The organism is Kitasatospora sp. NPDC052868 (assembly GCF_044547105.1).
Lineage (GTDB): Bacteria > Actinomycetota > Actinomycetes > Streptomycetales > Streptomycetaceae > Kitasatospora.
Window position 1 is genome coordinate 61,092 of the sequence record NZ_JBITZW010000024.1, and the last position, 12,649, is coordinate 73,740.

General features: G+C 75.8%; 10 protein-coding genes. 8 read left to right on the forward strand and 2 right to left on the reverse strand.

Annotated elements, in window-relative coordinates; genetic code table 11:
• Positions 1 to 131: 131 nt before the first annotated feature.
• Positions 132 to 1,079: a LysR family transcriptional regulator gene (locus ACIGZJ_RS29970; protein ID WP_396460189.1), complete on the forward strand. Its 948-nt coding sequence runs from the start codon at positions 132 to 134 to the stop codon at positions 1,077 to 1,079.
• Positions 1,080 to 1,116: 37 nt separating this feature from the next.
• Here the strand turns inward: ACIGZJ_RS29970 and ACIGZJ_RS29975 are convergent, their stop codons facing one another.
• Positions 1,117 to 2,067 carry a sirohydrochlorin chelatase gene (locus tag ACIGZJ_RS29975; protein ID WP_396460190.1) on the reverse strand — a complete coding sequence of 317 codons (951 nt, stop codon included), beginning with the start codon at positions 2,065 to 2,067 and terminating at the stop codon, positions 1,117 to 1,119.
• Positions 2,067 to 3,188, reverse strand: coding sequence for a uroporphyrinogen-III synthase (locus ACIGZJ_RS29980; protein ID WP_396460191.1), 1,122 nt, complete (start codon positions 3,186 to 3,188; stop codon positions 2,067 to 2,069). The genes ACIGZJ_RS29975 and ACIGZJ_RS29980 overlap by 1 nt, the downstream gene beginning before the upstream one ends.
• Positions 3,189 to 3,611: 423 nt before the next feature.
• Between ACIGZJ_RS29980 and nirB the strand changes: the two genes are divergently transcribed.
• The 7 genes from nirB to ACIGZJ_RS30015 all read left to right on the forward strand — a co-directional run bounded on the left by nirB (position 3,612) and on the right by ACIGZJ_RS30015 (position 12,532).
• Positions 3,612 to 6,260 (forward strand): nitrite reductase large subunit NirB, encoded by a 2,649-nt coding sequence (gene nirB, locus ACIGZJ_RS29985; RefSeq protein ID WP_396460193.1) that lies wholly within the window; start codon positions 3,612 to 3,614, stop codon positions 6,258 to 6,260.
• A complete protein-coding gene (gene nirD / locus ACIGZJ_RS29990) occupies positions 6,257 to 6,637 on the forward strand; it encodes a nitrite reductase small subunit NirD (RefSeq protein ID WP_396460194.1) in 381 nt (126 codons plus the stop codon). The genes nirB and nirD overlap by 4 nt, the downstream gene beginning before the upstream one ends.
• Positions 6,634 to 8,028 (forward strand): nitrate/nitrite transporter, encoded by a 1,395-nt coding sequence (locus tag ACIGZJ_RS29995; protein WP_396460195.1) that lies wholly within the window; start codon positions 6,634 to 6,636, stop codon positions 8,026 to 8,028. The genes nirD and ACIGZJ_RS29995 overlap by 4 nt, the downstream gene beginning before the upstream one ends.
• Before the next feature lie 181 nt (positions 8,029 to 8,209).
• Positions 8,210 to 9,118, forward strand: a complete 909-nt coding sequence (locus tag ACIGZJ_RS30000) for a hypothetical protein (protein WP_396460196.1) — start codon at positions 8,210 to 8,212, stop codon at positions 9,116 to 9,118.
• Between the two features lie 338 nt (positions 9,119 to 9,456).
• The gene (locus tag ACIGZJ_RS30005) at positions 9,457 to 10,155 is read left to right on the forward strand and encodes a type 1 glutamine amidotransferase domain-containing protein (RefSeq protein ID WP_396460197.1); all 699 of its coding nucleotides are present in this window, start codon (positions 9,457 to 9,459) and stop codon (positions 10,153 to 10,155) included.
• A 279-nt stretch (positions 10,156 to 10,434) separates the two neighbouring features.
• Positions 10,435 to 11,781: an aldehyde dehydrogenase family protein gene (locus tag ACIGZJ_RS30010; protein ID WP_396460198.1), complete on the forward strand. Its 1,347-nt coding sequence runs from the start codon at positions 10,435 to 10,437 to the stop codon at positions 11,779 to 11,781.
• 124 nt (positions 11,782 to 11,905) lie between these two features.
• On the forward strand, positions 11,906 to 12,532 hold the full coding sequence (locus ACIGZJ_RS30015) for a hypothetical protein (protein WP_396460199.1): 627 nt from the start codon (positions 11,906 to 11,908) through the stop codon (positions 12,530 to 12,532).
• Positions 12,533 to 12,649: the final 117 nt, after the last annotated feature.

Here is a 12,649-nt window from a genome sequence, read left to right on the forward strand (position 1 = left end):
CGGAACGGGCCTGCCGCGCACCGCCGCGCACGGCCTGAGGCGCGCCCGCCGGTCCGGGGCCCCGGGAACCCCCGGACACGGCCTACGCTGGTCGGTGTCCGCCGTCAGCAGTCCCCTGGGAGGGTGAGGTCATGGCGTCCGAGCCGGAGGAGGCCCCGGGCGGTGCGCCCACCGGCCCGCCGGACCTGAACCTGCTGCGCACCTTCCTCGCCGTCCACCGGTCCGGGTCCTTCACCGCCGCCGCCCAGCTGATCGGCCTGTCGCAGCCGACCGTCACCACGCAGATCCGGGCGCTGGAACGCCAGTTGGGCCGCGAGCTGTTCCAGCGGCTGCCGCGCGGAGTGGCCCCGGTCGCGTACGCGGACGAACTCGCCGCCCGGGTCACGGCGCCGCTGGACGCCCTCGCCGCCGTCACCGGGCGCGGGGTCGACGGGGTCGGCGGTACGGCCGGGCCCGTGCACCTGGCCGGGCCGGCGGAGCTGCTCTGCATGCGGGTGCTGCCCGCCCTCGCGCCACTGGTGGCGGACGGGGTGAGGCTGCGGTTGACGGCCGGTCTGACCGACGCACTGCTGGAGGAGTTGCGGGCCGGTCGGCACGACCTGGTGCTCGCTACCACCCGGCCGCGCGGTCGGACGCTGTCCGCCGCGCCGCTGATGGACGAGGAGTTCGTGCTGGTCGCGGCGCCCGCCTGGGCGGAGCGGATCGGTGCACCCGGGTGCGGCGCCACGGCGCTGCTGGAGTCGCTGCACGGCGTCCCGCTGGTCGTCTACGCGGAGGACCTGCCGATCGCGCGCCGCTACTGGCGGCACGTCTTCGGCCGGCGCCTGACCTGCCGGGCCGCCGTCACCGTGCCCGACCTGCGCGGCGTGCTGGCCGCCCTCACGGCGGGCGCCGGGTTCAGCGTGCTGCCCCGCTACCTCTGCACGGAGGAGCTGGCCGCCGGCGCGCTGGTGGCCCTGCACGAACCCGAGGACCCGCCGATCAACACCGGCTACCTCGTCCAGCGGCCGGGCACCGCCGCCAACCCGCACGTGGGCCTGGTCCGGGACCGCCTGGTGGCGACCGCCCGCACCTGGTGACCGGACCGCCGGACACCGGCAGGTGACCGGAAAGGCGCTACCGGACGGCCGCGGTGCGGCAGGCCTCGTCGTAGCGGAGGGCGACCAGTCGGGCGAGGGCGTCGTGGGTGCCGAGCGGCGCGGAGGTCCAGCGGGCGGCGGTGCCGGCGGCGCGGCGGGCGAAGAAGCCGGGGCCCAGCAGGTGGGTGGCGACGGCGACGTCCCGGTGGCCGGCGGCGTGCAGGGCCGCGACGGCCTCGGCGGGCGTCGGCCCGGCCGCGGACAGGAAGGCCGGGACGACGGGCCGGCCGTCGCCGAGACGGCGGGCGAGGAGGTCGGCCATCCGGCGGGTGTCCGCGTGGGCGGCCGGGTCGGAGGAGCCGGCGGCGGCCAGGACCACCGGCCCCACGCCGGGCGGGCGGCCGGTCTCGGCGAGGCGGTCCGCGAGCACGGCGGCCAGCAGCGGGTGGGGGCCCAGTGCGGGGGCGAGGCGGGCGGTGGCGCCCGCCTCGGTCAGCGCGGTCGGGATGTCCACCCGCAGGTGGTAGCCGGCGCCGAGCAGCAGCGGTACCAGCACCACCTCCTCCCCGGCGTCGGCCGGTTCGGCCAGGGCCTGCGGCAGCGAGGGCTGCGCCAGATCGAGGAAGCAGCAGCGCACCCGAAGCTCCGGTCGCAGCGCGCGCACCCGGGCCAGCAGAGCCCCGGTCGCGGCCACCCCCTGCTGGTCCCGGCTGCCGTGGGCCACGGCGAGCAGGACGGGTCGGCGGCCGGCGGCGTACCGGTCACCGGGCGTCGACGCGGCGCCGACGGGGTGTCCGACGGGGTGTCCGGTGGGGTGCCCAACGGGGTGTCCGGCGCAGACGGCGCAGGGCAGGGCGCCCCGTGGAGCACCCGCGGTGCGCACGCCGGAGTGCACGCTGGTTCGCACCCCGGAGCGCAGGGCCGACCGGGCGGCCGGGGCGAGCCCCTCGACGGCCCGGGTGGCGAGCCCGACCGCGTCGGCGGCCATCAGCCCGCCGCCAGGCGGTAGCCGCGCTTGGGCACCGTCCGGATCAGCCGACCGTGCGGCCCGAGCGCGGCGCGCAGCCGGCCGATCGCGGCCTCGACGGCGTGCTCGTCCGCCTCCGCGTCGACCCAGACGGTGCGCAGCAGATCCGCCCGGCTGAGCACCCGGCCCGGCTGTTCGGCGAGGGCGCGCAGCACGGCCGCGCCGCGCGGGCTGAGCCAGTGGCTCTCGCCGTCGACCAGGACGGCGTTGCCCTGCAGGGTCAGGACCGTTCCGGCCAGGGCGAGTTCGCGCCGCCCGCGGGTGGGCAGGGTGTCGGCGAGCAGTCGGACGAGGGCGCCCAGCCGGCCGCGTTCGGGGAACACCGCGGGCAGGCCGAGCTCGGCGAGGGGTCGCGCGCACAGCGTGCCCACGCAGACCGGCAGGACGTCGTTGCTCAGTGCGTCGAGCAGCGCCTCGCGCAGGCCCTCGGACTCGGCGGTCGCCAGCAGGGCGGTGATCGCCGGCGCACTGGTGAAGGTCAGCGCGTGGAGCTGCCGCCGGACGGTCTGCTCGACCAGCCGCCGCACCGGGGCCAGGTCGTCCGGCGGGAGCCAGCGGTAGACCGGGACGGAGATGACCTCCGCGCCGCGCTCGCGCAGCGCCGCCGCGAAGGCGTCCAGGCGTATCCCGTGCTCCTGGACGGCGATCCGCCGGCCGGCCAGCGGGCGGGCCAGCAGCCAGGTGAGCAGCTCGTCGGTGGCCTCGGAGCCGGGGGAGAAGCCCTCGCCGAGGCCGCTGGCGCGGACCGCGCCGGTCGCCTTGGGGCCGCGGCTGAGCACCACGGCCTGCCGGAAGGCCTCGGCGAGGGCCGCGCCCCGGCCCCAGCCGTCCGCCGCGCTCATCCAGCCGCGCCAGCCGACGCCCGTGGTGGCGACCACGTAGTCCAGCGGGGCGGCCAGACAGCGTTCGGTGGCCTGGCGCAGGGCGAGATCGTCGGAGAGCGGCATGATGCGCAGCACGGGGGCCTCGACCACCTGGGCGCCGCGCCGGCTGAGCAGGGCGGTCAGTTCGTCGCGGCGACGCGCGGCGGTCACACCGATGGTGAAGCCGGTCAGCGGGCCGGGCTGGGTGGTTGTTGCCATGGCCGGAAGCGTGCGGGTTCGGCGTTACGGTCGCGTTGCCCGTCGGTCACCTGCGGGTTAGCGAAACCGCCCGCCCTGTTACGGACGATGTCGGGCGGCGCACTCCGGTCGGGTCGGGGAGTGAGCGAGGCGTACCGCGTGCGCAACACAGGGGACATTGCGCGGAAACGGCGGTTCGGGAAGGTCCTCGGCATGACGACGACCGTCACGACGACCGGGACAGCGGCCGGGACGGCCGCCGGGACGAGGACCGCGGCGCCGGCCGGGACCACCAAGGCCACCGGCACCCCCCGTATCTGACCTACCCGTATCTGACCTACCGGCACCCGGACCCGAACCCCGGTGCCCCCGGACCGCGGTGCCCCACACCCGATCGCCGGTACCCGATCACCGGGCACCACCCAGCACTGGAGGAGCAACACGATGACGCCGCGGACGCACGACCGCCCCCGGGACCTCGTCCTCGTCGGGCACGGCATGGTAGGACAGCGCTTCCTGGAGGCGTGGGTGGAACAGCCCGGTGCGACGGCCTGGCGGGTCACCGTCCTCGCCGAGGAGCCCCGCCCCGCCTACGACCGGGTCCACCTGAGCTCGCTGTTCGACGGCCGCACCGCCGAGGACCTGTCGCTCTGCCCGCCCGGATTCCTCGCCGAGCACGGCATCGACCTGCGGCTCGGCGACCCGGTCACCGCCGTCGACCGCGACGCCCGCACGGTCACCACCCGCTCCGGGCACCGGCTGAGCTACGACGCGCTGGTGCTGGCCACCGGCTCGGCGCCGTTCGTGCCGCCCGTCCCCGGGCACGACGCCGACGGCTGCCACGTCTACCGCACCATCGAGGACCTGGCCGCGATCCGGGCGGACGCCGAACGGCCCGCCGGTGCACCGGAGACCGCCGGTGCGACCGGTACCGCCGGCGCGGCGCAGGCCGCGACCGGCGTGGTGGTCGGCGGCGGCCTGCTCGGCCTGGAGGCCGCCGGCGCACTGCGGGCGATGGGCCTGAACACCCACGTGGTCGAGTTCGCCCCCCGGCTGATGGCCGTCCAGGTCGACGAGGGCGGCGGCGCCCTGCTCCGCCGCAAGATCGAGGACCTCGGCGTCACCGTCCACACCGGCGCCGCCGCACAGGCCGTCGCGACCACCCCGGACGGCCGGGTCCGCGCCCTGTCCCTCGCCGGCGGCACCGAACTCCCCGCCGACCTCGTGGTGTTCTCCGCCGGGATCCGGCCGCGCGACCGGCTCGCCCGGGACTGCGGACTGCCGGTCGGCGTCCGCGGCGGCATCGTCGTCGACGAGCGGTGCCGCACCGCCGACGAGGCGATCCTGGCCATCGGCGAGTGCGCCCAGGCCGCCGACGGCCGGGTGTACGGTCTGGTCGGCCCCGGCTACCAGATGGCCGAGACGGCCGCCCGTGAGCTCGCCGGCCGACGCGACGACCGCGGCTTCACCGGTGCCGACACCTCCACCAAGCTGAAGCTCCTCGGCGTCGACGTGGCCAGCTTCGGCGACCCGCACGGCACCGCCGAAGGCGCCCTCGACGTGCTGTACAGCGACAACCGGCGCGGCGTGTACCGCAAGCTGGTGATCGGCTCCGACGGCGCGCTGCTCGGCGGCGTCCTGGTCGGCGACACCGACGCGTACGGCACCCTGCGCCCGCTCGCCGCGAGCGGGAAGCCGCTGACCGAGGCACCCGAACGCCTCGTCCTGCCCGCCGGGTTCGGCGGCGGCCCGGTGGCACTGCCCGACGAGGCGGTGCTCTGCTCCTGCCACAACGTCACCCAGGGCGCCGTCCGCGCCGCCGTCCGCGACCAGGACTGCGACAGCGTCGCGGCGGTCAAGAAGTGCACCCGGGCCGGCACCGGCTGCGGCAGCTGCCTCAAGCAGCTGACCAGCGTGGTCAACGAGGAGCTGGCGGCCGGCGGTGCGGCCCCGCCCACCGGCCTGTGCGAGCACTTCGCGTACGGCCGCGCCGAGTTGTACGAGATCGTCCGGGTCACCGGCATCACCGGGTTCTCCGACCTGCTGGACCGCCACGGCCGCGGCGAGGGCTGCGACGTCTGCAAGCCGGTCGTCGCCTCGATCCTGGCGAGCCTGGGCGGCGGCCACATCCTGGACGGCGAACAGGCCGCGCTCCAGGACACCAACGACCACTTCCTGGCCAACCTGCAGCGCAACGGCTCCTATTCGGTGGTGCCGCGGATCCCCGGCGGCGAGATCACCCCCGACGGGCTGATCACGATCGGCGAGATCGCCCGCGACCACGGCCTCTACACGAAGATCACCGGCGGCCAGCGGATCGACCTGTTCGGCGCCAGCGTCGACCAGCTCCCGGTCATCTGGCAGCGGCTGGTGGACGCCGGCTTCGAGTCCGGACACGCCTACGGCAAGGCGCTGCGCACCGTGAAGTCCTGTGTCGGGGAGACCTGGTGCCGATACGGTGTGCAGGACTCCGTCGCCCTTGCGATCGAACTCGAGCTGCGCTACCGGGGCCTGCGCTCCCCGCACAAGCTCAAGTCGGCGGTCTCCGGCTGCGCCCGCGAGTGCGCCGAGGCGCAGAGCAAGGACTTCGGGGTGATCGCCACCTCCGCCGGGTGGAACCTCTACGTCGGCGGCAACGGCGGTATGACGCCCCGCCATGCCGACCTGCTCGCCGCCGACCTGGACCGGGAGACGTTGATCCGCACCATCGACCGCTACCTGATGTTCTACATCCGCACCGCCGACCGGCTGGAGCGCACCTCGGTCTGGCTGGACCGGCTCGAAGGCGGACTGGACCACCTGCGCGCCGTGGTGCTCGACGACTCGCTCGGCATCGCCGACGAGCTGGACGCCCTGATGGAGCGCCATGTCGGCGTCTACCAGGACGAGTGGGCGGCCACCCTGGCCGACCCCGACCGGCTGCGCCGCTTCGCCTCCTTCGTCAACGCCCCCGGCACCCCCGACCCGGCCGTGACCTTCGTCCCCGAACGGGGTCAGATCCGGCCCGCCCGCCCCGGCGAGAACGGGCGCATCCTCACCGCAACCGCCCCGGTCATGGTGGCCGGGCCCCGACTGGAGGTGGTCACCTCGTGAACGTACAGATCCACGACGGCGCGCACTGGCAGCCCGTCTGCCCCCTCGAACACCTGGAACCGGGACGCGGCGTGGCCGTGCTGCTGGACGGCGAGCAGGTGGCCGTCTTCCGCGACCGGACCGGTGACCTGCACGCCGTCGCCAACCGAGACCCGTTCAGCGGCGCGTACGTCCTCTCCCGGGGGCTGCTCGGCAGCCGCGGCGACCGGCCCACCCTGGTCTCCCCGATGTACAAGCAGGCCTTCGACCTGCGCGACGGGCGCTGCCTCGACGAGGACACCGCCCCCGACGGCAGCCCGGCGGTCCTGCGGCTGTGGCCCGTCCGGGTCGCCCCGGCGGGCGAGCGGATCGCCGCCACGGCGGGTGAGCGCGGATGAACGCCGTCCTCGACACGAAGGGATCGGACACCCGGCGGACCGGCGGCAGAGCCGGCGCCGCCCCGCTCACCCCCTGGGACCCGGAGGACGAGAAGTTCTGGGAGCAGGCCGGCGCCCGGATAGCCCGGCGCAACCTGGTGTTCTCGGTGCTCTCCGAGCACATCGGCTTCTCGGTCTGGAGCCTCTGGTCGGTCCTGGTGCTCTTCCTCGGGCCGCAGTACCACATCGACACCGCCGGCAAGTTCACCCTGACCGCGCTCCCCACGGCGCTCGGCGCCCTGCTGCGGCTGCCCTACACCTTCGCGGTGACCAGGTTCGGCGGGCGGAACTGGACGGTGTTCAGCGCCCTGCTGCTGCTCGTCCCCACCGTGCTGGCCGCCGTGGTGCTCACCCCGGGGGTCTCCTACGGCACCCTGCTCGCGGTGGCCTGCGTGGCCGGCGTCGGCGGCGGCAACTTCGCCTCCTCGATGGCCAACATCAACGCCTTCTACCCGCACCGCCTCAAGGGCTGGGCACTCGGCATCAACGCCGGCGGCGGCAACCTCGGCGTCCCGGCGGTGCAACTGCTCGGACTGCTGGTCCTGGCCACCGCGGGCGCGGCGCACCCCCGGCTGCTGCCGCTGCTCTACCTGCCGCTGATCGTGGCGGCCGCGGCCGGCGCGTGGTGGCGGATGGACAACCTGGCGGCCCCGCCGCGCGGCGCGGGCCGGGCCCTGGGCGAGGTGGTCCGGGACCGCTACAGCTGGGTGATGTCCACCCTGTACGTGGGGACCTTCGGCTCGTTCATCGGGTTCGGCTTCGCCTTCGGGCAGGTGCTCCAGGTGCAGTTCCACGACCGCTTCGACACGCCGGTGAAGGCCGCCGCGCTGACCTTCCTCGGACCGCTGCTGGGTTCGCTGGCCCGGCCGCTGGGCGGGCGGCTGGCCGACCGCTGGGGCGGGGCCCTGGTCACCCTGGTCACCTTCGTGGCGATGGGCGCCGGTACGGCCGTCGTGCTGGCGGCCTCCCGGGCCGGCTCGCTGCCGCTCTTCCTCACCGGCTTCGTCGCGCTGTTCGTGCTGAGCGGGATCGGGAACGGCTCGACGTACAAGATGATCCCGGCCCACTTCCAGGCCAAGGCACGGGCCGCCGTCCGGGGCGGCGCCGACCAGACGGCGGCCGAGGCGGACTCGCGCCGGCGGGCGACGGCCCTGATCGGCCTGGCCGGTGCGGTGGGCGCGTTCGGCGGGGTGCTGGTCAACCTGGCGTTCCGGCAGTCCTTCCTGGCCAGCCACAACGGTGACGCCGCCTACCTCGGCTTCCTGGTGGCGTACCTGCTCTGCTCGGTGCTGACCTGGGTGGCGTGCCTGCGGCCGGGCTCGGGCTGGGCGGAGGGCCGCGGGCGGGACTGAGCCGCGGGCGGGACCGAGCCGCGGCCGCAGGGCCCGGGGTCCGTCTTCGAACTCCCGTCGTCCGCCCGGAGGGCGGGCGGAACCGCGGGAGCGTGAGGACGGACCCCGGGCCCGGTCCGGCCGCCGGTGGCGGCGTCGCAGCCGAGCGGGGAGGATGGCCTCGCCGAGGAGGTGTGGCCGAGTGGCGGACGAACAGGGCTTCCCCCCGGGTGCGGTGAGCGGCCCGGCGGCGTTCGAGGACGGACCGGCGCTGCGCCCGGAGGCGGTCGGCCGGGAGGACGGGGGCCGCCCGCGCCCCGCGCTGAGCGTGCTGGACACCCGCACCGGGCGGAGCACCGGGATCCCGCCCGGCCGCCGGATGCTGCTGCGGACCGGCGTCCGGCTCGCGGCCGCCGACGGCCGGGCCGGGCCGGGGGACCTCCGGGCCGCACTGGTCGGCGACGTGCTGCAGCGCGTCGCCGAGATCGAGGGCCTCCAGGTCCTGCGGGTCCTCCTCCTGCCGGTCCTCGACCCGGGCCGGGCCGCCGCCTTCGACCGCGCCGCCGCGGCCCTCGGCATCCATCCCCCCGTCGCCGTCGTCGCCGCAGGGGATCCGGCGGACCCCGGCGAGGCACTCGGCGGCCCGCCGGACGCCCAGCTGTTCGCGGCCGGTGCCGACCGGTCCGACGCCGCCGAGGGCGTGTGGCTCGCGGTGGGCCCCGCCGGGGGCGACCCCGCGGACGGGCTGGTGGACGGCCTGGCCGCCGGTGAGGTCGAGGCCACGGCGGTGCGGCTGGCCCTGCTCTCCCACCCCTACCGCGAACCGGCCGACACCGGGCCGCGCGTGCTGGACGAGGCGGCCGCCACCCTGCGGGACTGGCGCCGCCGCGTCACCGACTGGGCCTGGGCGCCCTCGAAGCCCGTCCCGGACGACATCCGGCGGCAGGCCGCGGCCGCCTTCACCGGGGATCTGGACACCCCGGCCGCCCTCGCCCTGCTGCACCGGGTCCGGGCGGCCAACGGGCTGGAGGACGGCGCCCGGTTCGAGACCTTCGCGGCACTGGACCGCGTCCTGGGCCTGGAACTCACCCGCGAGGTCGGCCGGCACTGACCGCCGACCGGGGGTCAGTGCCCAGGTGTCCGGGCCATCGGCGTCACCACCTTCGACCAGTTCCGCCGGGCAGCCCGCCTTCGTCGCGCCGCAGGGCTGGCTGGACGCGCTCTGAGCCGCTGCTCCGAGCCACCCCCCCGGTATCGAGGCCCTGAGCCCGGCGTCGCTTCGCGAGGAGGGCCGTGCTCCGGCGCTGCCATCGGAAATCCAATGGCAGCCATCGGCAGGTTTATTTGAGTCAGTCAAGTATCCGGTCGTACGGTCGAAGACATCGCCGCTCCGACGATCCGGACCCGGAACGTCGGAGCGCCATCCCGCCGACCGTGAGGAACCCCGCCATGGCGAAGACCGTCCTTTTCGTTGTCACCGGTGCCGACTACTGGACGCTGGCCGACGGCACCAAGCACCCGACCGGCTTCTGGGCGGAGGAGCTGGTCGCCCCCTACCGTGCGTTCACCGCCGCCGGTCACGACGTGGTGGTGGCCACCCCCGGCGGCGTGGTGCCGACGGTGGACCAGGGCAGCCTGTCCGCCGGGGCCAACGGCGGCCAGGAGCAGGCCGACGCGCTCCGCACCGAGCTCGCGGGCATCGGCGCACTCGCCGCCCCGCTGAAGCTGGCGGAGGTCGACCTCGCCGACTACGACGCGGTGTTCTACCCGGGCGGGCACGGTCCGATGGAGGACCTCGCCGTCGACGCCGACTCCGGGCGGCTGCTCATCGCCGCCCTGGAGTCCGGCAAGCCGCTGGGCGTGGTCTGCCACGGTCCCGCCGCCCTGCTCGCCGCCGTCCGCCCCGACGGCACCTCGCCCTTCGCGGGCCGGCGCCTGACCGGCTTCACCAACGCCGAGGAGACCCAGGCCGGCCTCGCCGACCGGGCCAAGTGGCTCCTCCAGGACCGCCTCGTCCAGCTCGGCGCCGACTTCCAGGAGGGCGCCCCCTGGGCACCCCACGTCGTCACCGACGCCAACCTGGTCACCGGCCAGAACCCGGCGTCCTCCGTCCCCCTCGCCGCCGAGCTCCTCAGCCGGCTGGGCTGACGGCGGGCGCCCGCCGACGGGCTGACCGACGTCCTGGACGCCGCCCACACGTGCCCGACCAGGTACGGCGCGCGGCGCACCACCGTCGACGGCATCGCCACCGGGGCGGCCGCCTCCGGTTCGGCCGGGTACCTGTACGGCCGCTCCAAGGACGACGCCGTCCGCCGCCCGGCCGAGGGCCTGCCCCGGCAGGCCCTCGGCCGGGGCCGGGCCGCTGTACCGCCTGCCGCCGCCCGGCGCCGTCCGTCACCACCACCCACCGCATCTGCGAGGCACCTCTTGAGCACCACCCCCGCCACCGTCGACCAGCCCGTCGGCGTGGAGCAGCCCGCCGACCTCGTCGCCCGGCTCCGGACGGCCTTCCGCAGCGGCCGCACCAAGCCGCTCGCCTGGCGGGTCGAGCAGCTCAACCGGCTGCGCGCCCTGATCGCCGAGAACGGCGACGACCTCGCCGCCGCCCTCCACCAGGACCTGGGCAAGCCGCGGGCCGAGGCGTCCGCGGCCGAGATCGACCTGCCGATCAGGGAGATCGACCACACCCTCGCCCACCTGGAGCAGTGGCTGAGCCCGGAGCCGGTGGACGTCACCGCCGTCTTCGGTCCGGCCGCCACCGCCGGTACGCGCTTCGACCCGCTGGGCACCGTGCTGGTGATCGCCCCCTGGAACTACCCGGCGCAACTGCTGCTCGTCCCACTGGCCGGTGCGCTCGCGGCGGGCAACACCGTCGTGGTCAAGCCCAGCGAGCTCGCCCCCGCCACCTCGGCGCTGCTCGCCAGGCTCATCCCCGGGTACCTGGACCGGGAGGCCGTCGCCGTCGTCGAGGGCGGCGTGCCGGAGACCACCGCGCTGCTGGCCGAGCGCTGGGACCACATCTTCTACACCGGCAACGGCACCGTCGGCCGGATCGTCATGCGGGCCGCGGCCGAGCACCTGACCCCTGTCACCCTGGAGCTGGGCGGCAAGTCGCCGGTCTTCGTCGACCGGGACGCGGACATCGACGCCACCGCCGAGCGCCTGGCCGCCACCAAGTTCGCCAACGCCGGCCAGACCTGCGTCGCCCCCGACTACGTGCTTACCGACCCGGCCACCGCCCGGAGGCTGGAGAGCGCACTCGCCCGGGCCGTGGAGCGGCGCTTCGGCGCGGACCCGCAGCAGTCCCCGGTGTACGGGCGGATCGTCAACGAACGGCACTTCGACCGCCTCGCCGCCCTGCTCGGCTCCGGCCGGACCGTCACCGGGGGCGGCCACGACCGCGCCGACCGCTACATCGCGCCGACCGTCCTCGCCGAGGTCGCGCCGGACTCCCCGGTCATGCGGGAGGAGATCTTCGGTCCGGTCCTGCCGATCGTGGAGGTCGCCGACCTGGACGAGGCCATCGGCTTCATCAACGACCGGGACAAGCCGCTGGCGCTCTACGGCTTCACCGGCAACGAGACCACCCGGCGCCGGCTGCGCGAGGAGACCTCCTCGGGCGGGCTCGGGTTCGGTCTGCCGATGGCCCACCTGCGGGTGCCCGAGCTGCCGTTCGGAGGCGTCGGCGAGAGCGGTCTGGGCGCCTACCACGGCCGCCACTCGATCGCGACCTTCAGCCACCGCAAGGCGCTCCTGGACGTCCCGCTCGGCTGATCCGAGCCCCGCCCCGGCGCCCCCCCGGTGCCCGCCCCCGAACGGGCGGGCACCGGTCCGGGGGCGGCAGGGCGGGGTGGAGTGCTTCCATGGAAGGGGGCACGCCGCAGACGGGAGCCCACCGATGGCGCACACCGACTCCGCAATCGCCGGCCGGCTGGTCGCACTGCTCGTGCTGGCCCGCAGCGCGCTGGGCCACGCGTCCGAGGCGGCGCTCGGTGCCGACACCACCGTCATCGCCCGCGAGCTGGCCGCCGTCGAGGACGCGCTCCGGCCCCTGCGCGGGGAGGTCGAGAAGGACGCCGCGACCCTGCTGGCCGAGCGTCGCGACGCCTCGGTCTACCTCAGGGAGGTGGTCTCCGAGGTCCACGTCGGCTGCGAGGCCCGGCAACTGGCCGAACTCGCCGCACGGGTGGGCGAGCTGGCACGGACCCGCGAGGCCAACGGGCCGCTGCCGGACGCCGTCCGGCTGCCCCTTCAGGGCATGAGCGCGCTGGCGCTCGCCATGGTCGCCATGGCCGGCGAGGCACTGGCGCGCCCCGAACCCGGGGTACTCGCCGACCTGCACGGCGGCCTCAGCGAGATCGGCCACCGCCAGCGCCTGCTCTACGGCCAGCTGCTCGCCGGGTCGACGTCGGTGGAGCGGACGGACGCCGTGGACGCGGCGCTGCTGAGCGTCTACTTCGAACGCTGCGCCGGACACGCCCTCTCCGCCGCCCGCCACGCCGGCCTGTTCGCGGGGCTGGCCTAGCGGCCGGGGTCCGGCCGACTGGGCCCGCCCGGTGCGCGCTGGTTCGACGGGGTGATGCGGTGCGTCCTGGGCGCAGTCGTGGGGCTCAAGTGACGGGCGGGACAGGGCGTGTAGATG